Origin of the sequence: Pseudohoeflea suaedae, assembly GCF_004354915.1 — a bacterium.
Lineage (GTDB): Bacteria > Pseudomonadota > Alphaproteobacteria > Rhizobiales > Rhizobiaceae > Pseudohoeflea > Pseudohoeflea suaedae.
This window is the reverse complement of sequence record NZ_SMSI01000001.1, coordinates 1,602,797-1,626,696: the sequence shown is the minus strand read 5'-3', so window position 1 is coordinate 1,626,696 and position 23,900 is coordinate 1,602,797. Positions and strand designations below refer to the sequence as shown.

The 23,900-nt window shown below is 61.8% G+C and carries 22 protein-coding genes; 15 read left to right on the top strand and 7 right to left on the bottom strand.

Features of this window, described 5'->3' with window-relative positions:
* Window positions 1-171: 171 nt before the first annotated feature.
* From E2A64_RS07620 to E2A64_RS07595, 6 genes are all read left to right on the top strand, one after another.
* A complete protein-coding gene (locus E2A64_RS07620) occupies window positions 172-1,983 on the top strand; it encodes an SLC13 family permease (RefSeq protein ID WP_133283783.1) in 1,812 nt (603 codons plus the stop codon).
* A gap of 131 nt (window positions 1,984-2,114) precedes the next feature.
* A complete protein-coding gene (locus E2A64_RS07615; RefSeq protein ID WP_133283782.1) occupies window positions 2,115-2,864 on the top strand; it encodes an arginyltransferase in 750 nt (249 codons plus the stop codon).
* A gap of 78 nt (window positions 2,865-2,942) precedes the next feature.
* Window positions 2,943-3,164 (top strand): AbrB/MazE/SpoVT family DNA-binding domain-containing protein, encoded by a 222-nt coding sequence (locus tag E2A64_RS07610; protein WP_133283781.1) that lies wholly within the window; start codon window positions 2,943-2,945, stop codon window positions 3,162-3,164.
* The gene (locus E2A64_RS07605; protein ID WP_133283780.1) at window positions 3,161-3,550 is read left to right on the top strand and encodes a type II toxin-antitoxin system death-on-curing family toxin; all 390 of its coding nucleotides are present in this window, start codon (window positions 3,161-3,163) and stop codon (window positions 3,548-3,550) included. The genes E2A64_RS07610 and E2A64_RS07605 overlap by 4 nt, the downstream gene beginning before the upstream one ends.
* A gap of 52 nt (window positions 3,551-3,602) precedes the next feature.
* Window positions 3,603-4,373, top strand: coding sequence for a DUF3750 domain-containing protein (locus E2A64_RS07600; RefSeq protein WP_133283779.1), 771 nt, complete (start codon window positions 3,603-3,605; stop codon window positions 4,371-4,373).
* A gap of 184 nt (window positions 4,374-4,557) precedes the next feature.
* Entirely contained in the window at window positions 4,558-6,609 is a 2,052-nt protein-coding gene (locus E2A64_RS07595; RefSeq protein WP_133283778.1) for a methyl-accepting chemotaxis protein, read from the top strand.
* A gap of 90 nt (window positions 6,610-6,699) precedes the next feature.
* On the opposite strand, the gene parC is transcribed toward E2A64_RS07595, so the two are convergent.
* Entirely contained in the window at window positions 6,700-8,949 is a 2,250-nt protein-coding gene (gene parC, locus E2A64_RS07590) for a DNA topoisomerase IV subunit A (RefSeq protein ID WP_133283777.1), read from the bottom strand.
* 267 nt (window positions 8,950-9,216) lie between these two features.
* Between parC and E2A64_RS07585 the strand changes: the two genes are divergently transcribed.
* Window positions 9,217-10,416: a hypothetical protein gene (locus E2A64_RS07585; RefSeq protein WP_133283776.1), complete on the top strand. Its 1,200-nt coding sequence runs from the start codon at window positions 9,217-9,219 to the stop codon at window positions 10,414-10,416.
* A 94-nt stretch (window positions 10,417-10,510) separates the two neighbouring features.
* On the opposite strand, the gene arsC is transcribed toward E2A64_RS07585, so the two are convergent.
* From arsC to aspS, 4 genes are all read right to left on the bottom strand, one after another.
* Entirely contained in the window at window positions 10,511-10,927 is a 417-nt protein-coding gene (gene arsC, locus E2A64_RS07580) for an arsenate reductase (glutaredoxin) (RefSeq protein WP_133283775.1), read from the bottom strand.
* Window positions 10,924-11,604, bottom strand: a complete 681-nt coding sequence (locus E2A64_RS07575; protein WP_133283774.1) for an aquaporin — start codon at window positions 11,602-11,604, stop codon at window positions 10,924-10,926. The genes arsC and E2A64_RS07575 overlap by 4 nt, the downstream gene beginning before the upstream one ends.
* 80 nt (window positions 11,605-11,684) lie before the next feature.
* The gene (locus E2A64_RS07570) at window positions 11,685-12,041 is read right to left on the bottom strand and encodes an ArsR/SmtB family transcription factor (protein ID WP_133283773.1); all 357 of its coding nucleotides are present in this window, start codon (window positions 12,039-12,041) and stop codon (window positions 11,685-11,687) included.
* Window positions 12,042-12,573: 532 nt separating this feature from the next.
* Entirely contained in the window at window positions 12,574-14,358 is a 1,785-nt protein-coding gene (gene aspS / locus E2A64_RS07565) for an aspartate--tRNA ligase (protein ID WP_133283772.1), read from the bottom strand.
* A 262-nt stretch (window positions 14,359-14,620) separates the two neighbouring features.
* On the opposite strand from aspS, the gene rnd reads away from it, so the two are divergent.
* The gene (rnd, locus tag E2A64_RS07560; protein ID WP_133284304.1) at window positions 14,621-15,778 is read left to right on the top strand and encodes a ribonuclease D; all 1,158 of its coding nucleotides are present in this window, start codon (window positions 14,621-14,623) and stop codon (window positions 15,776-15,778) included.
* A gap of 31 nt (window positions 15,779-15,809) precedes the next feature.
* Here the strand turns inward: rnd and E2A64_RS07555 are convergent, their stop codons facing one another.
* A complete protein-coding gene (locus tag E2A64_RS07555) occupies window positions 15,810-17,111 on the bottom strand; it encodes an SAM-dependent methyltransferase (protein ID WP_133283771.1) in 1,302 nt (433 codons plus the stop codon).
* A 225-nt stretch (window positions 17,112-17,336) separates the two neighbouring features.
* On the opposite strand from E2A64_RS07555, the gene E2A64_RS07550 reads away from it, so the two are divergent.
* From E2A64_RS07550 to E2A64_RS07535, 4 genes are all read left to right on the top strand, one after another.
* A complete protein-coding gene (locus tag E2A64_RS07550; RefSeq protein ID WP_133283770.1) occupies window positions 17,337-17,561 on the top strand; it encodes a hypothetical protein in 225 nt (74 codons plus the stop codon).
* Between the two features lie 77 nt (window positions 17,562-17,638).
* Window positions 17,639-18,718 carry a glycosyltransferase family 8 protein gene (locus E2A64_RS07545; RefSeq protein ID WP_133283769.1) on the top strand — a complete coding sequence of 360 codons (1,080 nt, stop codon included), beginning with the start codon at window positions 17,639-17,641 and terminating at the stop codon, window positions 18,716-18,718.
* On the top strand, window positions 18,715-19,542 hold the full coding sequence (locus E2A64_RS07540; RefSeq protein WP_244598175.1) for a hypothetical protein: 828 nt from the start codon (window positions 18,715-18,717) through the stop codon (window positions 19,540-19,542). The genes E2A64_RS07545 and E2A64_RS07540 overlap by 4 nt, the downstream gene beginning before the upstream one ends.
* The gene (locus tag E2A64_RS07535) at window positions 19,535-20,392 is read left to right on the top strand and encodes a glycosyltransferase family A protein (RefSeq protein ID WP_133283768.1); all 858 of its coding nucleotides are present in this window, start codon (window positions 19,535-19,537) and stop codon (window positions 20,390-20,392) included. Before E2A64_RS07540 ends, E2A64_RS07535 begins: the two co-directional genes overlap by 8 nt.
* Before the next feature lie 244 nt (window positions 20,393-20,636).
* Here E2A64_RS07535 and E2A64_RS07530 read toward each other — a convergent pair whose 3' ends face one another.
* On the bottom strand, window positions 20,637-21,974 hold the full coding sequence (locus E2A64_RS07530) for a UDP-glucose dehydrogenase family protein (protein WP_133283767.1): 1,338 nt from the start codon (window positions 21,972-21,974) through the stop codon (window positions 20,637-20,639).
* A gap of 292 nt (window positions 21,975-22,266) precedes the next feature.
* Between E2A64_RS07530 and E2A64_RS07525 the strand changes: the two genes are divergently transcribed.
* The 3 genes from E2A64_RS07525 to E2A64_RS07515 are packed head-to-tail and all read left to right on the top strand — an operon-like array spanning window position 22,267 to window position 23,899.
* Window positions 22,267-22,887 carry a TetR/AcrR family transcriptional regulator gene (locus E2A64_RS07525; protein WP_133283766.1) on the top strand — a complete coding sequence of 207 codons (621 nt, stop codon included), beginning with the start codon at window positions 22,267-22,269 and terminating at the stop codon, window positions 22,885-22,887.
* Entirely contained in the window at window positions 22,884-23,360 is a 477-nt protein-coding gene (locus E2A64_RS07520; RefSeq protein ID WP_133283765.1) for an SRPBCC family protein, read from the top strand. The genes E2A64_RS07525 and E2A64_RS07520 overlap by 4 nt, the downstream gene beginning before the upstream one ends.
* A 38-nt stretch (window positions 23,361-23,398) precedes the next feature.
* A complete protein-coding gene (locus tag E2A64_RS07515; protein WP_194086911.1) occupies window positions 23,399-23,899 on the top strand; it encodes a VOC family protein in 501 nt (166 codons plus the stop codon).
* The last annotated feature ends 1 nt before the right edge of the window (window position 23,900 follow it).

Sequence of the window (23,900 nt, the reverse complement as noted above, 5' to 3'; positions counted from 1 at the left end):
CCCCGCGCCGGGTGAGAAACGCATGATTTAGCGGAACAATATTCTCCTGACGGGCCATCATTCGCTTCTTCACTTGCCGGAGAGAGGCAAAGCGTGAGAGTTTGAACCTGTGGAGAGGGACTTCGAGGCTGTAATGTCCCCTCGCCTCCGATTTCACGACGAAGCGAGTCCATGGACTTTCATCTTTACGCCACTTTCGCCATCATCGCCGTCACCATCGTCGCCTTCGCCATCGAGCGCTGGCCGCTGGAGGGCGTATCGCTTGGCGCGCTGACCGTGCTCATCCTGCTTTTCGGGCTGTTTCCCTACACGCCGACCGGCGCGGAGGAAGCCCTCGGGATGGACGATCTGCTGGCCGGTTTTGCCGATCCTGCGCTCGCCACGGTGCTTGCGCTGCTGATCGTCGGCCAGGGACTGTTCGCGACAGACGCCGTGGACACGCTGGCACGCGTGATCGGCAAGTTCAGCGGATCGGGAGCGTGGCGGCCGATCATCATGATACTGGTGGCGTCCGGCGTGCTGTCGGCCTTTCTCAACAACACCCCGGTGGTGGTGATCTTCATTCCGATCATGGTGGTGATCGCCGCCCAACGCGCCATCAAGGCAAGCAGGGTGTTCATTCCTCTGTCATACATCACGATCCTCGGCGGCATGACCACGCTCATGGGGTCCTCCACCAACCTGATCGTGGCGGGCGTCGCCCGTGACTACGGGTTCGATCTGGGCTTTTTCGACATCACCGCGCTCGGTGTTCCCCTGGCGCTGATCGGGGGCGTCTATGTGCTCGGCCTCCTGCCCCGCATTCTGCCAGAGCACGATTCAAGTGCCGGGCCGAAGGCGAAATCCGGCGCCCAGTTCATCGGCGAGATCACGCTTGGAAGCCATCATCCCTTTGTCGGGCTGCAATCGAAGGGCGGCATGTTTCCCGGGCTTGGCGACCTGACCCTTCGCATGCTGGAGCGTCGGGAAGAACCTTTTCTGCCGCCGTTCGACGAACTGGAACTCGAGCCCGGCGACACGCTGGTGGTGACCGGCACGCGCCGGGCCTTCTCCCGCGCGCTCGCCCATGGCCGCACGTCCAACGAGCCCGTGGAGGAGACCGAAGAAGTCGAGGGGCCGCCCGGACCGGATTACCATCTCGCCGAAGCCGTGATCGCGCCGGGTTCACGCTATTCGGGCCGCACCATTCAGCTGTCGGGCCTTTCCGTGCGTCTCGGCGTCTCGGTTCTCGGCCTGCAACGCAAAAGCCGCATGGCGCGGACGGCCCTTTCCGAAATCCGGCTCGAACCTGGCGACACGCTGCTGATCGGCGGCCCGATCGAGAACATCCGCGCGCTGCGCGGCAACCACGACCTCCTGCTTCTCGAACATTCCGCCGAAGCCGTGCCGCAGTCGCGCAAGGCGCCCATCGCCGGGCTCATCTTCCTGGCCATCGTCATCTGCGCGGCCTTCTCCATCCTGCCGATCGTGACGGCAGCGATAGCCGGCGTGGCCGCCATGCTCGCGACCGGCTGCCTGACGCTCTACCAGGCCGGCCGCGCCTTCGACCGGCAGATCTATCTCCTCGTCGGGGTATCGATCGCACTGGCGACCGCCATGGAACGGACCGGAGGCGCGGAGCTGATAGCCCATGGCGCGGTGAGCCTGCTCTCCGATGCGCCGCTGGCGGTCACGCTTTCCGGCTTCTTCCTGGTCATTGCCCTCATGACCAACATCCTGTCGAACAATGCCACTGCGGTATTGTTCACGCCCATCGCGATCGGCCTCGCACAGGGATTCAACGTTCCACCGGAAGCCTTTGTCGCGGCAGTGATCTTCGGCGCCAACGCCTCCTTCGCAACGCCGGTGGGCTACCAGACAAACCTGCTGGTGATGGGGCCGGGACATTATCGCTTCTCCGACTTCATCAAGGCCGGAACGCCACTCGTGCTTCTGATGTGGATCGCGTTCTCGATAATGGCGCCCTTGTATTACGGTCTCTGAGCGGTTCGACTACCCCGCCCCGAACCGGGCATGCCCGCCCCGGTTGACCCTTGGCGCGGCTACGCCATGGTAAAACCGGAATCGACCGAGTATGGTGGTCTCATAAAGAAGCCCGGGAATCATAAGCGGACATGACAACTCATTCCGTCAACTCACCGCAGTTCTTTCTCACCGCGCCCTCGGCCTGCCCCTACCTCGAGAGCGAGATGGAGCGGAAAGTCTTCACCCATCTCGTCGGCCCCAAGGCAAGCGAACTCAACGATCTTCTGACCCAGGGCGGGTTTCGCCGGTCCCAGAACATTGCATATCGCCCGGCCTGCGAGACCTGCCGGGCCTGCATCTCCGTCCGGATCCTGGCCGACGAATTCAAGCCCGGAAAGACGCTGCGGCGGGTGACCGGCGCAAACACCGATCTGATTTCCACCGATTACGCCGCCGAGCCGTCCACGGAGCAATACACGTTGTTCCGGAAATATCTGGGGAGCCGCCACCAGTCGGGCGGCATGGCGGAGATGACGATCGGCGACTACGCCATGATGGTCGAGGACACGCATGTGAATTCGCGCGTCATCGAGTACAGGCTGCGCGAGCCCGGAGACGGCATTGCGGAGAATCCCGCCGGCCGCCTCGTCGCGGTCGCCCTTACCGACGTGATGGGGGACGGACTTTCCATGGTCTATTCCTTCTTCGATCCGGAAGAGACGAAACGCTCTCTCGGGACCTACATGATCCTCGATCATATCCGCATGGCGCAGGCCCGCGGACTGCCGCATGTCTATCTGGGCTACTGGGTGAAGAACTCGCCGAAGATGGGCTACAAGACACGCTTCCAGCCGCAGGAACACCTGATGCCGCAGGGCTGGCGGCGCCATGAGGGCTAGATCCGCCCTCTCCTGATCGCGCACCGTTTGCACGGCTGGCGGCCCAATGTTATAACTTCGTTATTACAGGAGATCGTCATGAACACCACCATCCGCAAGATCGGCAATTCCGAAGGCATCATCATTCCGAAGGAAATCCTCCAGCGCCTCGGCCTGAAGGCGGGAGACGAGGTGGAGTTGCGAGAAGGAAGCCGCGGGATCGAGCTCGTGGTCCGGCCCGCCGACCTGTCCGAGCAGCTTCAGGCCGCGCGCAAGGGGATGCAGAAATACCGCAATGCCCTTCGCGAGCTGGCTAAATGATCACGATCAAGTGGTTGTCGCGCAAAGCAGTTGATCTCATCCATGAGGAGCAGATTGCCGAGCACGGCGGCCTGCCGGGTCTGAAAGACGACAACGCGCTTGAAGCCGCCCTCGCACGTCCGCTCAACAAGTCGGCCTATGGGGAGACGGACATACATCGGCTAGCCGCCGCCTATCTCTATGGTATCGTGCGAAACCATCCATTTTCAGATGGCAACAAGCGAACGGGCTTTCTGGCCGCCTATACGTTCCTTGCTATCAACGGCCAGGAATTGATAGCGGAAGAGGCGCAAGTGATAGCTTTCGTTCTTGCCGTTGCCGCCGGCGAGATCGACGAGGACGGCGCTACGCGGTTCTTCGCCGATTTCACCGAGCCGATGGCGTGAGGAACCGGGTGGGCCGTATTTTCGCCACAGCGGCGGACTTCGCTTCCAGGCAATGAAAGCTCTCAAATATTTCGCAGCCTTCCTGCTTGTCTGCTTCCTTCTTCCAGCCGGCGCTTCCGTGGCGCTCTATCTGTCGGGCGAACATCCTGCATCATGGCGCAATGCCGACTGGTCGGCGACCGGCATCCTGCCAGCGCCGCGACCGGACGACGAAGCGGCGATCTATATCATGTCGGCACGCACCGGCGGCCTGAAGGGCGCGCTCGCCTCGCACAGCTGGATCCTGCTCAAACCTGCAAACGGCGCGCCTTACGTGCGGTACGACAAGGTGGGCTGGGGCTCGCCCATAAGGCGCAACGGCTATCCACCCGATGGGCGATGGTATTCGAACATCCCGGAAGTCGTGGGCGCGCTCAGGGGGGAAGAAGCCGCAGGGCTGATCCCCGAGGTCGAGGCAGCGATCGCTGCCTATCCCTACGCGGATCGCGGGGGCTACAGGATCTGGCCCGGGCCGAACTCCAACACCTTCGTCGCGACCGTCCTGCGCGACGTTCCGGCCCTCGGCATCCGGCTTCCACCGGAAGCGGTCGGCCGCGATTATCTCCCCCTCGCCTCGCCGGTCTCGATCACCCCCGGCTGGCGGGATATCGACCTTTCCTTCGGCGGATATGCCGGCTTGGGACTGGGGCTCGATACGGGTATCGAAGTGCGCATCGCAGGCCTTGTGTTCGGGATTGACCTGCTTCGTCCCGCGCTGAAACTTCCCGGCTTCGGGCGGCTCGGACTGCCGCTCGCCGACAGGGTTTCCGCTCCCTCGACCTAACGGCTTTCAGGGGGTCGCCGGACTCTCTTTGTTAACGATGATCGTTTCATAGTGCACCGCATCGGGGAGACCACGTATCCGGCGGTCCGAACCGGATACGCACACCATACCGGCTTGATGCCCCGGACCGGAAACGAGGTCTCGTTCAACGGTCGTGGCGGCGCTTCGACCAGGGGATGAACTCGTGAAGATCAGTACCAAAATCAAGTTGATCGGCATCGCTTCGGCGGTCGGCTTTGCAAGTCTCGTGGCCATTGGATGGACGGCAGGAAACCGCACGTCGAGCACGCTTCAGACCGTCAAGGACGCATCCGCCAATCTCAGCGTCGTCGAGCAGATGAAGATCGCCCAGCTCAACCTGATCCTGGCCGCGATGGACGCCATCGTCGACCGCGAGGAAGGCGCCATCGCACCCGAACGGCTGCAGATCATCCAGTCCTCCATCGACGACATCCGCGAAGGTCAACCCGAAGCCCTCGAAGTGGCGCAGATGCTCGACCGACCGGAACTGATGGACGGTTTCGACGCGAGCCTGAATGTCGTCGCTGAAGCAATCCAGGTCGAACTCCCCCGCCTGATCGAAGCACGTGCGGGCGCCGACGCCTTCGGGGCGATCGACGATGCGATCGACGCGGGCGGCGAACGCATCGGCGAAACACTGGAAACACTCGCCGTCGACGGCCAGGCCTACATCAAGGCCGCGCTGAACTCCACAGAGGAAATGGCCGACGCTTCCACCCTTTTCCAGTCGATCTCGGCGGCGGTCTTCCTCATCGGTATCGGCGCCTTCATCTGGTATATCGGCCGCAGCGTCACCGGCTCGATCGCCGAATTTTCCAGCGACATGAATGCCATTTCAGCCGGCGATCTCGACCATGAAGTCCAGAGTACCAACCGCAAGGATGAAGTCGGCGCCATGGCCGAAATCCTCGTCGGCTTCCGCCAGGCTGCTCTCGACAAGCTTGGCCTGGAGAAAAATTCGGCCGATGCCCGCGACCGCGAAGAACGTGAGCGGAACGCACGGGAAGACGAGCGCACCCGGGACGCAGCGGCACTCAACCAGGCCATAGACCAGTTGGCTGCCGGCCTTGAAAAACTCTCCTCCGGAGACTTGACGGCGCATATCGACACCAGCTTCGAGGGCGATCTCGAGCGGTTGCGGCGCGATTTCAACGAATCCGTCCAGAAGCTTGCGGAGACGCTCGGCGATATTTCCCACGCTACCGGCTCCGTCCGTGGCTCGATCTCGGAAATCACCGCCGCCAGCGACAACCTTTCGCGTCGTACCGAGCAGCAGGCAGCCTCGCTCGAGGAAACGGCCGCCGCTCTCGACCAGATCTCCTCCACGGTGCGCTCTTCGGCTGAGCGGGCAGACGAAGCCTCGTCCATGGTCAGCACGACGAAGAAGAATGCCGAGAATTCCGGCATGATCATGCGCGAGACCATCACCGCGATGGAGAAGATCTCGGAAACCTCCGGACAGATCACCCAGATCATCACCGTGATCGACGAGATCGCCTTCCAGACCAACCTGCTGGCGCTCAACGCAGGCGTGGAAGCTGCGCGCGCTGGCGAAGCCGGCAAGGGCTTTGCCGTCGTTGCACAGGAAGTGCGCGAACTCGCCCAGCGCTCGGCGGGTGCAGCCAAGGAAATCAAGGAACTGATCTCCAGCTCCTCCGACCAGGTGGAAGCGGGTGTATCGCTCGTCAACCGCACCGGCTCGGCGCTCAGCGAAATCGAAACCGAGGTGAGCCGTATCAACGATCACATCAACTCGATCGTGACCTCCAGCCGCGAGCAGAGCACCGCACTCAGCGAAGTCAATTCGGCCGTCAACCAGATGGATCAGATGACCCAGCAGAACGCAGCCATGGTCGAACAGACCAATGCCGCCACCCAAGGGCTCGGCGAAGAAGCGGGTCGCCTCGAAAAACTCGTCGCACGCTTCCGGATACCCGGAACGGGTGCGGCCCGTCCGGCCTTTGCGACGGCCAGCACCGCGTCACGCGCTCCGGCCGCACCGGCCGGCACGACACGGCCGACCGCCCCCCGCGTGCAGACGACCTCCTCCCCGGCCGCCAGACCCAGTGCCGGTCCGCGTATCGTCGAAGCGGGCAAGGCATCCTCTGCCCCTTCCCCTGCCCGCGCGCTGAACCAGAAGCTGGCCTCGGCCTTCACCGGCGGGGCAGCCGCGCCCGCATCGAACCCAAGCACGGATGGCTGGGAAGAGTTCTGAGTACCCGATCATCCGCGCAAACGGAAAACGCCGCCGGTCTGACCGGCGGCGTTTTTCGTTGTGTCTTTCGCAGTGACGGGACGGACAGACCTAGCTGAACTTGCCCGAACGCGGGAACCCCTTCGGCACCGTGCGGCCGGCCTGGGCGCGGTCGCCCATCCATTCGCGCAGCTCTTCGGCGCTGCGGGTGTGAACACGGCCTGCGCTGTCTTCCCAGCTCAATCCCTCCGCGAGGGTGAAACAGCGGATGTCGGAGATGCCGCCATCCTTGTAGCGCTGCAGCCGGACGCCCTTGCCACGCGACATCTCGGGCAACTGGGTCAGCGGGAAGATCAGCATCTTGCGGTTCTGGCCGATGACGGCGACATGATCGCCGCTCACGGGCACGCAGATCTTGGTTTCGGCGGGCAAGCTGACATTCATGATCTGCTTGCCCTTTCGGGTATTGGCCACCATGTCGCTTTCGGAAACGACAAAGCCGTTGCCGATATTGGAGGCGATCAGCAGCTTGCGGTCGGGTTCGTGGTTGAACGCCGTCAACACCGCCTGGTCGTTGTCCATGTCCACCATCAGGCGCAAGGGCTCGCCGTGCCCCCGCCCGCCCGGCAGCTTGTCGGCGCCGATCGTGTAGGCCTTGCCGCCAGTCGTCACGATGACGAGCTTGTCGGTGGTGTGCCCGGGGAAAGCGATCTTGAGCTTGTCGCCATCCTTGAAGGTCAGGCTCGAATAGTCCGAGATGTGGCCCTTCATGCCGCGGATCCACGCCTTGTCGGAGATGACGATGGTGATCGGTTCCTTCTCGATCATCGCCTGGTGGATCGCCTCGAGATCAGCCACCGGCGCATCCGCGAAGGTGGTGCGGCGGCGGCCGAGATCCGTCTCCTTGGAGAAGTTCTTGCGCACGTCGCCGATTTCCCAGGCGACGGCCGCCCACTGCTTGCTTTCCGAAGCGAGCAGTTCCTCAATCTCCGCCTTTTCACTGGAGAGACTGTCGAACTCCTTCCTGATCTCGAGTTCCTCGAGCTTGCGCAAGGACCGCAGGCGCATGTTGAGGATGGCTTCGGCCTGGATATCCGAAAGCTCGAAAGCCTTCATGAGTTCCTGCTTGGGCTCGTCCTCCTCGCGGATGATGCGGATCACCTCATCCAGATTGAGATAGGCGATCAGGAAGCCCGAGAGCAGCTCCAGCCGGCGCTCGATGGCAGCCAGACGGTGGCGCGACCGGCGTTCGAGAACCTCGCGACGGTGGGCGAGCCACTCGCTGAGCACCTCGTTGAGCGCCATGACGCGGGGCACACGGCCCATCGACAGGACGTTGAGGTTGAGCGGGACGCGGCTTTCCAGATCGGTGAGCTTGAACAGGCTTTCCATCAGCAGCGTCGGATCGACGGTGCGGTTCTTGGGCACCAGCACGAGGCGGATGTCCTCGGCGCTCTCGTCGCGGATGTCGTCGAGCAACGGCAGCCTGCGGGCGATCAGGAGCTCGGCGACTTTCTCGATCAGCCGCGACTTCTGCACCTGATAGGGAATCTCGGTGACGATGATCTGATAGCCGCCGCGACCGAGATCCTCGGTCTCCCAGCGGGCGCGGACACGGAAACCGCCGCGGCCGGTCTTGTAGGCCTCCAGCATGGTCGCCTTGTCGTCGACCACGATGCCGCCGGTCGGGAAGTCCGGACCTTCGACATATTCCATCAGATCCTCGACACTGGCGCCGGGCTTGCGGATCAGATGGAGCGCTGCCTCGCAAAGTTCGGCGGCATTGTGCGGCGGGATCGAGGTCGCCATGCCCACGGCGATGCCGGTCGCCCCGTTGGCGAGCAGGTTCGGGAAGGCGCCCGGAAGCACGGTCGGCTCGCGGCCTTCCTCGTCATAGGTGGTCCGGAAATCGACCGAATCCTCGTCGATGCCTTCGAGCAGGAGTTCCGCTACCGCGGTCATCTTGGATTCGGTGTAACGCATGGCGGCGGCGTTATCGCCGTCGATATTGCCGAAATTGCCCTGCCCGTCCACGAGCGGATAGCGGACGGCGAAATCCTGCGCCAGACGCACCAGCGCATCATAGATCGCCTGGTCGCCGTGGGGGTGGAAGTTACCCATCACCTCACCGACGATCTTGGCGGACTTCTTGTGCGAGGAATTGGGCCGCAGCCCCATCTCGCGCATGGCATAGACGATGCGGCGGTGAACGGGCTTCAACCCGTCCCGCACATCCGGCAATGCCCGGTGCATGATGGTCGACAAGGCGTAGGCAAGGTAGCGCTCTTCGAGCGCCTTCTTCAGGTCGACCGGTTCGATATCGTCACCACCGCCACCAGGCGGCAAAATGCTTTGTCCCATAGGGATTTTCCTACTGGACCGGGTGATTCGGGGCAAGGCCGCGACGGGCTTAGACCACAGGCAATGTCAAGATGTGCGTCTTCTCACAGACCGTCATGTTTCAGCCAGCATATGGAAATAGCGTCCTGCCCGACACGGACGCTGCATCGCCACGCCGAAATGCGTTACGGTACTGGTTGCCGCAGGCGTCCGCTATCCGATCAATCCGTGCTCACCCGGGTACGTGAGACTGCCGGCGCGTCGCGCCATTCGTTTGGAGGTTTTTAGATGAATTTGTTCCTTGCATTCTTCCGCCGCGCACATCTGCCGATTGCGGCAGCGCTGCTTGCCGGCACGGCGATTCCGGCGCTGGCGCTCGACGGCGATGCGTTTGCGACCAAGCTCAACGACTCCTATTCGATGAAGGGAGCGAACCTGTCCTATGACAGTGCCGACGTCAGCGGCTCCACCGTCACGCTGAGGAACGCGAAGCTCAACAGCCCGGGTGCGCCTGAGATGAATGCCGGCGATCTGGTTTTCGAAGGTGTCGAGGAAAGTGACGATGGCGGCTACACCGTCGACAGGGCAAGGCTCGACGACATCGATTATGCCGCCGAAAATACCCGTGTCACAATGAAGGACATCGAGGTGGCCGGCCTTGTCATTCCCGGCACGCCAGGCACCGACACGATCGACCAGATCCTCTTCTACGACAGCTTCTCCACCGGCGCGATTGCCGTGAGCGTGGACGGCAAGGACGTCTTCTCACTGGCTTCCGCAGACGGCAGACTGACCCGCCTTGCCGATGATGACGGGTTCGAGATGTCGGCGTCGGCCGGCGGCATCACGATCAACACCGACGGAATCGAGGAGGCCAAGGCAAAGAAGACGCTGTCCGATCTCGGTTATGACAAGCTGACCGGGTCCGCCGAGATGACCATGACCTACGAGCTCGACACCGGCAGGGTCAATGTCGAGGACTACTCCCTCATCGCCGACGATGTCGGCCGCCTGAACATCTCCTTCGACATTTCCGGCTACACGATGGAACTGATGAAGGCGATGCAGACGGCGGGCGCGAAAGCCGCGGAAAATCCCGACGACAAGGCCGCTCAGCAGGCGCAGGGCCTGATGATGCTCGGCCTGATGCAGCAACTGACCTTCACGGGCGCAGAAATCTCCTTCGAGGATGCATCGCTCACCAGCCGCCTGCTCGATTACACCGGCAAGCAGCAGGGCATTTCCGGCGACCAGATGGCGCAAGCCCTCAAGGGCATGCTGCCGCTGATGCTCGGCCAGCTTCAGATCCCTGCCCTGCAGCAGCAGATCACAGCCGCGGCCAATGTCTATCTGGACGACCCCGGGTCGCTGACCATCACCGCAAGCCCCTCGCAGGCCGTGCCCTTCGCCCAGATCATGGGTATCGGCGCAACCGATCCGAGCCAGCTCGTCGATCTCCTCGACGTGAAGGTGACGGCGAACGACTGACGTTCGCACCCCCTCCGACAGCAGGAAGCCCCGTCTTGCGGGGCTTCTTCATTTCAGCGAAAACTTATCGTGGCGAACGCTTCAACGCCGGAGTTCACGATCCCTTCGCGCCGGTGACGACCGTTTCGCCATCTTCCTTGGTGAAGGTGCCGGGACCGGTGGGATCGAGTATCTCGTAAACCTTTTCCGACGGGCGGCAGAGCCGGATTCCCTTGGGACTGACCACGATCGGACGGTTGACCAGAACCGGATGCTCGACCATCGCGTCCAGAAGTTCGTCATCGGTCACGTCCGGGTTCGTAAGTCCCAGTTCCTCGGCCGGCGTCTTGCTCGTTCTCAGCGCGTCGCGCGGCGTCAGCCCCGCGCCGGCAAACAGCGTCTGCAACTGCGCACGGGTCCACCCCGTCTTGAGATATTCGATGACGACCGGCTCGATACCGGTCGAGCGGATCATTTCAAGCGTATTGCGCGAGGTGCCGCACTGGGGATTGTGATGGATGACGACGATCATTCGGAAAACGTCTCCTGCCGGAGTTGCCAGTTGCAATAGACCCAGGCAAGTGCCGCTGCCAGGCACTGGGCGATGATGAAGGGAAGAACGTCTGCGGGGCGGATGCCGGCAAATGTATCGGAAAAGCCGCGCGCGATGGTGACCGCCGGGTTGGCGAAGGAGGTCGAGGCGGTAAACCAGTAGGCCGCGGTGATGTAGAGCCCGACGGCCATCGGCACGGCGGCTTCACGCACCTTCAGGGTGATCAGGATGACGGCGACCAGCCCGAAGGTCGCAACCCCCTCGGCGAACCATTGCGCCCCGCCGCTGCGCACCTTGAGCGAGAACTGCAAGAGCGCCTCGCCAAACATCAGGTGAGCCACCCAGACGCCAATGAGGCCACCGGCGACCTGAGCCAGGACGTAAAGGCCGGCCTCGCGATTTGACAGTTCCTTGCGCAGGCGAAAGACGAGGCTTACGGCAGGATTGAAGTGGGCGCCTGAGATGGGGCCAAACATCGTTATGAGAACGACCAGAATGGCGCCGGTGGGGATGGTATTGCCCAGAAGTGCGATGGCGACGTTTCCGTCAGCCAGCCGTTCGGCCATGATCCCCGACCCGACGACGGTGGCCAGCAGGAGGGCCGTTCCCATGAATTCCGCCGCAAGTCTGCGGGGCAGATCTGGTGAAGTCCTCATACCGGCCACCTCGCCGGAGGTGGCATGTCCGGGGGTACCGGATTCGATCACTGAATATCCCTACCCCCGGCTCATTCTGTTCAGCAGGCTTCGTGGAGGGCCTGATCGAGGACGGGTTCGCGGATGACCTCGTCGAACACCGGCTCGCACAGTTCCGGGCTACCGCCGCAGCAATCTTCCATCAGGAAGCCAACCACGTGGCGAATGCCGGAATAATCCGCAAAATATCTGATCTCTCTGCCGCTCCGCTCGCTGCGGATAAGACCGGCCCGGCTGAGAATGCCGAGATTGGTCGACATCGTGTTCTGCTTCACGTTGAGATGATCACTCACCTCACCAGCGAGCATTCCACGCTCTCCACGCTGAACGAGGAGGCGCAAAACATCGACTCGGGTCTTTTGGCTGAGTGCCGCGAATGCTGTAATGGTCTTGTCCATTCTCATATATCCAGATTGGTAGATTTATACGACGGTTTGATGACGCTGTCACGTTCCATGCGTAAAATCTGATACTAAGTCGGAAAATATTCAACGCGCTTCATTTCTCTCTCTGCGCATATTTCTTGACCATTTGTGCAGACGAGGTCCTCAAGCGTGCACTTGCGTCAAAACATCGGGAAACCTGGCATTCGCCGCGTGGCCGAAATGGATCGGCAGGACGCGAGCCCGTAAAAATTGAAGAGCTCAAGAGATAAAATACAGGGTTGCAGAAACAACTACAGGCATCGTCCTGCCCTGACAAGAGCAAGTGACTTATCGCAATGTGAGCAGATGGGACCGGGTTCTGCCCAATGTCGGGCGCCACCGGGTCGTCGACCGGAAGGAGGGCCGCGCGGATGTCGCAGCCCTACTGCAAGACCCGCCCCGGCTTCGAGTTGGCGGTATCGGCGCGTCGGTCGAACTGACCGGCGCGTCCGGGCAATGAGCTAAGCCAGTTGTCCGGACGCGCCGACGTTTCGTTGCCCGGACTTCATTCCTTGGGCGGAATGACCCGGATGCCGAGATCGCGAAGCTGCGCGGGCGAAGCCGTGCTCGGCGCGCTCATCAGGAGGTCGGCGGCCTGCTGGTTCATCGGGAACAGCGTGACTTCGCGCAGGTTCTTGGCACCGACGAGAAGCATGACGATGCGATCGACGCCGGCCGCCATGCCACCGTGGGGCGGCGCGCCGTACTGGAAGGCGCGATAGAGCCCGCCGAAGCGCTCTTCCACCACGTCCGCCCCCAGACCCACGGCACCGAAGGCCTTGACCATGAGTTCGGGCATGTGGTTGCGGATACCGCCCGAGGCGATCTCGAAACCGTTGCAGACCATGTCGTACTGGTAAGCCTTGATCGACAGCGGATCCTGGTTTTCAAGCGCATCCATCCCGCCCTGGGGCATCGAGAACGGGTTGTGCGCGAAGTCGATCTTCTTTTCGTCCTCGTTGTATTCGAAGAACGGGAAATCGACGATCCAGCACAGTTCGAACCGATCGCGATCGACGAGGTCGAGCTCTTCGCCTACCCGGGTGCGGGCGTCACCGGCGAATTTGTGGAACTTCTCGGGCAGACCGGCGACGAAGAAGCAGGCATCGCCCTCACCCAGACCAAGCTGCTCGCGGATGGCTTCGGTGCGCTCGGGGCCGATGTTCTTGGCAAGCGGACCGGCGCCCTCGAGGCTCTCGCCTTCCTTGCGCCAGAAGATGTAACCGAGGCCGGGCTGGCCCTGGCCCTGCGCCCAGGAATTCATCCGGTCGCAGAATGCGCGAGACCCACCGGTCTTGGCCGGAATACCCCAGACTTCGACCTTCTCGTCATTGGCGATCATGTTGGCAAAGACCTTGAAGCCAGAACCGGCGAAATGGCCGGTGACGGCTTCCATGACGATCGGGTTGCGCAGGTCGGGCTTGTCGGAGCCGTATTTGCGGATCGCCTCGTCATAGGCGATGCGCGGGAAGGTCTCGGTGACCGGCTTCCCATCGGCGAATTCCCTGAAGACGTCGCGGATGACCGGCTCCATGGTCGACAGGATGTCTTCCTGCTCGACAAAGCTCATCTCGAGGTCGAGCTGGTAGAATTCGCCCGGCAGGCGGTCGGCGCGCGGGTCTTCGTCGCGGAAGCAAGGTGCAATCTGGAAATAGCGGTCGAAGCCCGAGGCCATCAGAAGCTGCTTGTACTGCTGCGGCGCCTGCGGCAGCGCATAGAACTTGCCCTGGTGAATACGGCTCGGCACGAGGAAGTCGCGCGCGCCCTCCGGAGACGAAGCCGTCAGGATGGGCGTGGAGAACTCGGTAAAGCCGGCGCCTTCCATGCGCTTGCGCATGTCGGAGATAATTCTGGTGCGCTTGACGATGTTGGAATGCAGCGTATCGCGACGCAGATCGAGGAAGCGGTATTTGAGGCGGACGTCTTCGGGATAATCGGGCTCGCCAAAGACCGGCAGCGGCAGTTCCTTGGCCTTGCTCAGGACTTCGATATCCTGGGCGAAGACTTCGATCGAGCCGGTCGGCAGATTGGCGTTGACGGTATCCTCGGTCCTTTCCTTGACCAGACCATCGACGCGGATGACCCACTCGCCGCGAACCGCCTCTGCCGTATTGAAGGCCGGAGAATCGGGATCGGCAACCACCTGGGTGACGCCGTAATGATCGCGCAGGTCGATAAACAGAAGTCCGCCATGATCTCGTACCCGGTGCACCCAGCCAGACAGGCGGACGGTGGACCCGGCGTCGCTCTTTCTCAGAGCCGCGCAGGTGTGGGAACGGTAACGGTGCATGTTCATCCTCGTGGGGCTTGTAGCTCTCGGGTTTCGGCCGGCTGGCGATCGGCGCTTCGGCGCGCGCGCAAACCGGGAAAAATCGCGCGGAAAAGCGCATGACGCGCCCCATTTGTCAAGGTGAAAGGGGGCGGACGCAACCGCGCGCGCCGCTTGTTTCCATATGCCGGGCAGACGGGAAGCGCATGCCAGCTATTCACATCTTAACAAACGGGGATAGAGACAAAGCCGATCAAACGCGCTAATCGGATGCACCATGGACATGATTACTTCGACCGAGGCGCTTGCTGCCGCCTGCACCAGACTCGCCCGACACCCGTTCATAACCGTGGATACGGAGTTTCTCCGCGAAACGACCTTCTGGCCGAAACTGTGCCTGATCCAGGTCGCCAGCGAAGACGAGGCGCTCATCATCGATCCGCTGGCCGGCAATATCGATCTCGCTCCCTTCTTCGACCTGATGGGCAATCCCGACCTCATCAAGGTGTTTCACGCCGCGCGCCAGGATATCGAGATCATCGTTCACCTGGGCAATCTGGTTCCGCACCCGATCTTCGACACCCAGGTCGCAGCCATGGTGTGCGGCTTCGGCGAGTCGGTCTCCTACGATCAGCTCGTCCAGCGCATCGCCGGCGAACAGATCGACAAGTCGTCGCGCTTCACCGACTGGTCGCGCCGTCCGCTCTCCGACAAGCAGCTCGCCTACGCGCTTGCCGACGTGACCCATCTCCGCGAGGTCTACAAGGAGCTCAAGGCCGAGCTCGAACGCGAAGACCGCACCGAATGGCTGACCGACGAGATGGCCATCCTGGAATCGCGAGGCACCTACGAAACCGATCCGGAAGACGCCTGGAAGCGTCTGAAGATGCGGGTCAAGAAGCCGCAGGAACTGTGCGTGCTCCAGCATCTTGCCGCATGGCGCGAACGCGAGGCGCAGACCCGTGACATGCCGCGCGGGCGCATTCTCAAGGACGATGCGCTTTATGAGCTGGCCCAGCAGCAGCCGACCAGCACCGAGGCGCTCGGCCGTCTTCGCACGATCCCGAAGGGCTGGGAACGATCGAGCCAGGGCCGCGACATCGTGGAAGTGGTCAAGACCGCGCTCGAAACGCCGAAGGAAGACATGCCGAAAGTTCCGCGCCGCCGTCAGCCTCCGGAAGGCGCGCAAGCCGCAAGCGAGCTTTTGCGCGTGCTCCTGAAGATGGTCGTCGAGAAGCAGAACGTCGCCGCCAAGGTCATCGCCAATTCGGACGATCTCGAACGGATTGCCGCGGAAGGCGAGGATGCCGACGTCGCCGCCTTTTCCGGATGGCGCAAGGAGATTTTCGGCGATCTGGCGCTCAAGCTGCTGCGCGGCGAAGTGGCCCTGCGCTATGTCGACGGCGCCGTGACGCTGATCGAACTGCCGACGGGCGCCTGATACTCAGGTACCCGCCGGCTCCGGCGCCCGATCAGACTTCTCGGTAGAGATCGTCGCGCGTCTGCGGCATGACAGAGGGCCCTTGCCTTCGCGGCGTGGCCACCGTCTGGTAAATCCGCGCGCTGCTGCGCTCGAATGCGATCGAGCACGCCGCCAGATAGACAAGCCAGAGGCGGGTGGTGATCTCCCCGCCCTCCTTCACGGCCTTGTCGTAATTTGCATTCAGCCGGTCGTGCCACAGCCGGCAGGTGCGCCCGTAATGCTCGCGCCAGTTCTCGACGTCGTGCACCTCGAACCCGAACTGCTCCATCTGCTGCACCGTGCCGCCGATATTGTCGAGCGCGCCGCCGGGAAAGATGTAGCGGGTAAGCAGCTGCTGGTCGCGGCTCTGCACCCTGTTGTCACGCGGATCGCGCTTGGCCGGACGCGTGATGGCGTGATGCAGAAAGATCCCGGACGGCTTGAGCACACGTTTCACCGTCTTGTAATAGGTGGGGAAATTGTCGAAGCCGACATGCTCGAAGAAGCCCACCGACACGACCTTGTCGAACTCTCCTTCGACGGTCGAATAATCCTTGAGCTCGAAAGTGCAGCGATCCGAAAGCCCCATTTTCTCGGCTTTCTCGCGGGCATAGGCAATCTGGTTTTCCGACAGCGTCACGCCGACCGTGGTCACGCCGTAGTGCTCGGCCGCATAGAGGCAAAGCCCGCCCCAGCCGCTGCCGATATCGAGAAGCCTCTCACCGGGTTTCAGTCGCAGCTTGCGGCAGATCATCTCCAGCTTGTCGCGCTGCATGCGGTCGAGATCGCTTTCCCACGTCCGCGCATAGCCGCATGTATAGACCATCTCACGGTCGAGAAAGAGCTCGTAGAAGGCGTTGGAGACATCGTAGTGGAAGGCGATATTGCGCTTGTTTTCGGCCTCGCTCCCGTCGGTCGGACGGTTGGGCGCGACGTCGTCGAGCGGCCAGGGGCCGCCGCGCGAAACGAGGAGAAACCGTGACAGGGTCGTGAACAATTGCCGCTTGCCGACACGCTTGCGCATTTCGCGGCTGCGCATCTGAGGGCGCCGTTCAAGCAGGTCGAACAGGGTTCCGTTTTCGAAATCGATTCGCCTGGTCACCCAGATATTGGCAAGCGTTTCGGGCTTCGGGCTGCGCAACAGGGCTGCAACCACGCCCTCGTCGGCTATGCGGATGGTGAAGGCGTCCTCCGGCCAGTCCTCGGGCACCAGCGAACCGTCCCAGAGGCGAAAGCCCATATCCAGACTGAGTTCGTCTCGCAGGCGAACGAGGAGCTTGCGAAACGAAATGATGCGGGCAGTCGCACTCATGGGCGATCCTCTTCTGAAATGACTGTCTTGCGCGACCTGTGAAAGCCCCGCTGCAAAGCCGGATTGATATCTCCGGCACGGCGAATATTAGCCGATTATGACGTAATTCGAATGGGCATGCCAGCATTGCCCTGTGTGTGAAGGCGCACAGACCCGCGCCGCGAGAACAGGCATCCGGGTTGGCCATGCGGCAAGGGCCGCGCCGCGGAATTTCGAGACGCCCCGATGAAAACCGTCATATCCTTCGCCTGCCTGATCATGCTGCTGGCCGGCACCTGCATGCATCTGTCCGCCAGTGATTTCCGCGTCCGTTCCGGCCGGACGATCGACCCTGCGACAGCCTCTGTGAACACAGGGATATCCGCTTATCCAGAAATTCGGAATATCAAATTGTTTCCGTTTGACTGGCGGGAGATTGCTTCTATAACGCCGCCCATACACAGCCATTAGAATTAACGACGAGCGACGGTGCCACATCCAGCGATCACTGGTGTGCCCAGGCTCGCGAACTTGAAGCAGCTGCCGCTTTGAAAAACGCTATCTACATGATCACCGATCTTCGTTTCGTGAAGATCACCGGCGCGCTCGGCTCAAGGCTGTCGAAGCAGTGGGGCTGCGACGTTCACGTATTCGTCGAAGGCCGCGGAGCGGAAACCGTTGACGTTCCCGGTGCTGCCAACATCCATATTCATCGCAACAGGATCAAGTTCGATCTCCCGGACGATATTCCGGTATCGGAAAAGTGGCCGAGGGTGGTGTTTCTGCGCAATTACGCGCCGTCCCTGCTCCGCGATTATGACCGCATTCTCTACCTCGACGTCGACATGCTGTGCGAAAAGGTCGACCATTCGATCTGGGACATCGACCTGCCCTACGGCTTCGGCGCGGTCAGCGATACCGCCACGATCGACAAGTCGCCGCGCGGAACCGGGCTTTCCCGCGAGGAGTGGCTGGATCGCATAGGGGTTGAAAGCGGCCGGTATTTCAATTCCGGCATGATGCTGATCGAACCCGCCCGCTGGGACATCGGGCTGCTCGGGCAGCGCCTGGCCAATTATTACAAGAACCGTGACGTTCACGGCATCAAGTCACAGGACTTCCTCAATCACGCGCTGGATGGCCGCTGGACCGAGCTCAGCCCGCGCTGGAACTACCAGCCCCCCTTCTTCGAGCTGGGGGTCGACGATTGGGTCGATCCGGTGTTCCTGCATTTCTGCACGCCCATCAAGCCATGGTTTCTGCCCGATCATCCCGGCGCCTCGAACAGGCGGATCGCCCACGAAGAGGCATTTTTCCGCATTCTCGATGAAGCCGGCGTCGATCCCAGGGACGTCGCCATTCCGGGGCATTACAAGCGGATAAGAGCGCTGCGCAGAAGCTTCAGGCGCATCCTGTCGGAAAAGGGCATCAGAACGCCCAAGGAACGCCGCGAGCGCGCCCTCTGGTCGGAGAGGCGGGAAAAAATGGTGCGCTACCTGCGAAACGCGCAGAAGGACCACCTTTTCGCCGATCCGCTGGCTCTGGAGGCAGAACCCGAACTGTCCGGGCGCCTTCATTTCGACGGACGCAATCTCTGGCTTGATCGCCAACAGGGAGACAAGGCTTGACCTCAACGGGCACGGCAGTGGACGACCCGAGAGCTCCGGTGCTCATCCTGACGATGAAGTGGGGCGATTTCTACGGCCCCCACTTCGTCAACAGGCTGAGGCGCGGCGTCAAGCGTCACCTGTCGCGCCCGCACCGATTTATCTGCTTCACCGACGACACGCGCGGTCTTGACCAAGAGGTAGAAGCGCTTCCCCTGCCCGAGATCGAGCTGGCCGAGGGCATGGACGACACACGCTGGCAGAAGATGGCCTTGTTCAAAAAGGATCTCGCCGGACTTTCGGGCACCGCGCTCTATCTCGACCTCGATCAGGTGATCGTGGGAGATCTCGAGCCCTTTTTCACTTTTCCGGGCAAATTCCGGATCCTGCGCGATGCCGAACTGTTTCGGGCAAAGCCCCTGAGGTGGGTCAACCCGGCGCGCCGCGCGCTTTTGAACTCGGTCGGCAACAGCTCGGTCTTCCGCTACGAAATCGGCGCGCACAGCCATATTCTAGACGCCTACCTCGCCGATCCCGACGGAGCGGTCAGGGATTATGGAATCTCGCAACGATTCCAATCGGCCCAGCTCGCCCGAAGCGACGATCTGCACTACTGGCCGAAAGGATGGTGCGTGAGCTTCAAGAACCAATGCGTCCCCCGGCATCTGTTGAGCTTTTTCAAGGACCCTGCCCTGCCCGAAGGCGCACGCATCGTCTGCTTTGCCGGCCAACCCAAGATGGAAGATGTGTTCAGCGGAAACGGGGGGCGATGGTATCGACGGATCGGCGACGTTGAGTGGTTGCGACGGGCCTGGCAGATGCCGGAGAACGACAGCCATGACTGATCCGAAATGGTTTACCGACCTCAAGCGCCGCGTCCGAAGCGCGCGAATGGCGCATGAGGTGCTGCGGCGCGATCCGGCCAGCCACCCGCACGGGCTTTCCGCGCCGCTGATCGTTTCGCTGACCAGCTATCCGGAACGTTATGCGACGCTTCACCTGACGCTTCGGGCCGTCATCAGACAGACGGTCAAAGCCGACCGGATCATACTGACGCTCACCGAAGGCGACGAGTCGAAGCTTCCGAATGAGATCCTGGGGATGCAGAAGGATGGTCTCGTCATCCGGACCTACAGGAACAATATCAAGTCCTACACCAAACTGGTTCCCGTGTTGCGCGAGCATCCGGAGGCCTTCGTCGCCACCTGCGACGATGATGTCTATTATCAGAAGGACTGGCTTCGGTCGCTGGTCGATTGCGCCAGGCAGCATCCGGGCCGGATCATCTCACACAGATCGCACCGCGTTCTCCACGGCGAGGACGGCCGCCTGCTCTCCTACGAAGCGTGGGATAAAAACATCGGCGAGGCGGCCGAAGGGCCGGACATTTTCGCAACCGGCGTGAGCGGTGTGCTGTACCCTCCGAACGCGCTCGACCCCATGGTTTTCGACGAGGAACGGTTCATGCGTCTGTGCCCGACCGCCGACGATCTCTGGTTTTACTGGATGGCACGGCGTCACGGCACGACGGTTCGGCATATCGGCCCGAAGACGCGTATCGTCGAGTGGCCTGGCTGCGACCTGTCCGGACTTGCCCTGACCAATCGCGGCGTCCCGCATGACAACGACAATGACCGCGCGATCCGGGCGCTGACGTCGGAACTGGGCCTGCCGTTCCTGCCTGCCGACGCCTGACGCCTCGCCACGCGGCGCGAAACCGTCAAGCTTTGTCGCGACCGTCGCGTTTCATCGCCTCGAATAGCCTGAGAAGTGGGATCTCAGACGTATCTTTATCGGCTTCCATATTTTCTGTTCAGGCAGCTTTGCCAAGGCCTTCCACTCGAGGAGCCGGCGTTCCCACGGAGGAAGGGTGATCCTCTGGACGGGATGCGGCGGCTTCTTGAACTTCAGGCTACGCGCCATCGCCTGCATGCACTCGTTAGGAGACGGCGCGTCCGATCCCGCAAAGCGTCAGACCGTGACGGGCAAGAGATGACGGATCATAAATATTTCTCCCGTCGAACACCAGTCGCTCACGCAAGCTATCGCCCAGCAGCTTCAAGTCGGGTGACTGGAACTCCTTCCACTCGGTCATCACCACGAGTGCATCCGCTCCTGTCAGGGCCTGTTCCTGAGACGCGCAGAACACGAGCCCTTCCCGCCCGCGATAGATGCGCCCGCATTCCTCCATCGCCTTGGGATCATAAGCACGCACAGTTGCGCCCGCCGCGAGAAGAGAGTCGATCACCACCCGTGACGGTGCCTCGCGCATGTCGTCGGTGTTCGGTTTGAAGGCGAGTCCCCAGAGCGCGAAAGTCCTTCCGCGAAGATCGGCGCCCAACCGGCTCACGATCTTTTCGAATATCACCTGTTTCTGAAGCTGATTGCGCCGCTCCACGGCCTCCGTGATCAGCGGCTCGAAGTTGACGCCACGCCCCATTGAAATGAGCGCTCGTACGTCCTTGGGGAAGCATGATCCACCATACCCTGCGCCAGGATAAATGAACTGGTTTCCGATACGCGGATCCGACCCGATACCCAGCCGGACGCTTTCGACATCGGCGCCGAGGCGATCGGCGAGGTTGGCGATCTCGTTCATGAAACTGATCTTGGTCGCCAGCAAGCAGTTCGCAGCATATTTCGTCAGTTCGGCGCTTCGCACGTCCATCACGATTATCTTTTCGTGATTGCGATTGAACGGGGCATATAGTTCGCGCAGCGTCCGCTCGGTCGCCGACCCGCCGGCTCGGATGCCGAGAACGATCCGATCGGGCTTCTGGCAGTCCGCAACTGCCGCGCCCTCCTTCAGGAACTCCGGGTTTGAAACGACATCCAGCGAGAGATCGTCGCGCCCCCGGCTGGCGAGCTCCCGCTTGATGGCAGCCTCCACCTGATCGGCGGTTCCAACGGGGACGGTCGACTTGGTGACGACGATCCTGTCATTTTCCATCACCCTGCCGATCGTCGAGGCGACCGCCAGGACATATTTGAGATCGGCCGACCCGTCCTCGTCGGTGGGCGTCCCCACCGCTATGAAGATGATCTCGCCAAACTCCACCGCTTCACGCGGATCGGTCGAGAAGGTGAGACGACCGGCATCCCTGTTGCGTATAATCAGCGCCTCGAGGCCCGGCTCGTATATCGGCACGATTCCGAGCTTGAGGTTCTCGATTTTCGCCGCGTCGACATCGACGCAGGTGACCTTGTTACCTGCGTCGGCCAGTACGGCCGCGAGCACAAGCCCGACATAGCCAGTGCCGAATATGGTCAGCTGCATGAATGCAATCCCATCTGTTCACTGAGTAGACGCCCCACAACCTGTTCGACGCGGGGTGGCCTCTGCCAATGGAAAAGTCAAGGTCGTAACGACCGGCGATTGCAGGGCTGTAAATACGCAGTGGCCATCGCGCGGATCGCTCCGTCCTTGTCGAGAGCCGTTGCATACTGTCCGACAGGCAGCGCACCTTCTTGAGGAGACATGATTTCAATACGTTACACGAATTCAGCAAATACCCATTGCCAAACATACCGACCGGTTGGTATGTAATTTGTCAGAAAGCGAGGAGAATGTGGCTCGAAGACATATCCAGGCCCGGGAGAGATTGCTGGAAGCGGCGCGGGACGTCGTGCGCGCCAAGGGGTTTTCCGCGACCAGCATCGATGATCTCTGCCGCAGCGCCGGTGTGACCAAGGGCGCCTTCTTCCACCATTTCCGCAGCAAGGAGGATCTGGGTGTGGAGGCAGCCCGCTTCTGGGCCGAGACGACCTCCGAGCTCTTTGCAAACGCCCCCTATCACCAGCCCGCCGATCCGTTCGACCGGCTGATCGCTTATCTCGAGTTTCGCAAGCTGCTGCTGGCCGGCGAGGTTCCCGAATTCACCTGCCTCGTCGGCACGATGGTGCAGGAAACCTATGACAGCGCCCCCGCCATCCGCCAGGCGTGCGATGCCACGATCACCGGCCACGCGATGACGCTGGTCCCCGACATTCAGGCCGCCATGGCAGCCTGCGGCGTGACCGGCACAACCGCCGAGAGCCTGGCGCTGCACACCCAGGCGGTGCTGCAGGGCGCGTTCATCATGGCAAAAGCCCGAGGTTCGGCGGAGATTGCCGCCGATACGATCGATCATCTGATCCGCTACATCCGCCTGTTGTTCAACACACCAACTCCGGAGGAGATCCGCCAATGAACCATGAATTCCCCGCCAGCCGCGAACTCGTCCTCGACCGCGTGATCTACGCACCCCGCGCCGCCGTCTGGCGCTGCTGGACCGAGCCGGATCTGATCGTCAAATGGTTCACCCCTGCCCCATGGTCGACGCAAAGCTCGGATGTGGATGTGCGGGCGGGTGGCCGTTTCAATACCGTCATGCAGGATCCGGATGGCAACCCCCACCCGAACACGGGCATCTATCTCGAGGTCGTCCCGGGCGAGAGGCTCGTCTTTACTGACGCGATGACTGAAGGGTTCAAGCCTTCGGACAATCCCTTCATTGTCGCGACATTGACATTCAGCGACGAGGGCGGCGCCACGCGCTACCGCGCCGTCGTCCGGCATTTTTCGGAAGACGCCAAGAAGCGACATGAGGAGATGGGGTTTCATGACGGCTGGAATGCCGCGGCCGACCAGCTGGAGGCGCTTGCGAAGACGCTCGATTACTGAACCAGAAGCACTATGACCCGGTACTGAGGAGAACCGACATGCCGACCCCCGCCAGCAGCTACAAACCCGACAACATGCAACCCGTCTCGCCGCATCTGATCTGCCGTGGCGCGGCCGAAGCCATCGATTTCTACGTCAGGGCATTCGGCGCCGTGGAAAGGGGCCGATTTGCAGGTCCCAACGGCAAGATCATGAACGCCATGATCGAGATCGAGGGATCGTCGATCATGCTGGTCGACGAAAACCTTGCCTATGGCATGAAAGGGCCGCTCGAATATGGCGGCAGCCCGGTTTCGATGCATGTCTATGTCAGGAACGTGGACGATTTCGTCGCCAGGGCGCAAGACGCCGGAGGTACGGTGACGATGCCGGCGGCCAACCAGTTCTGGGGCGATCGCTTTGCCATGATGCGCGATCCCTTCGGTCACGTCTGGTCGTTCGCGACCCATATCTTCGACCCGACGCCCGACGAAATGCAGGCGGGAGCGATGGCGGAGGCGGACGAAGGCTGCGGCGACATGCCCGCAAGGGAGGCCTGAG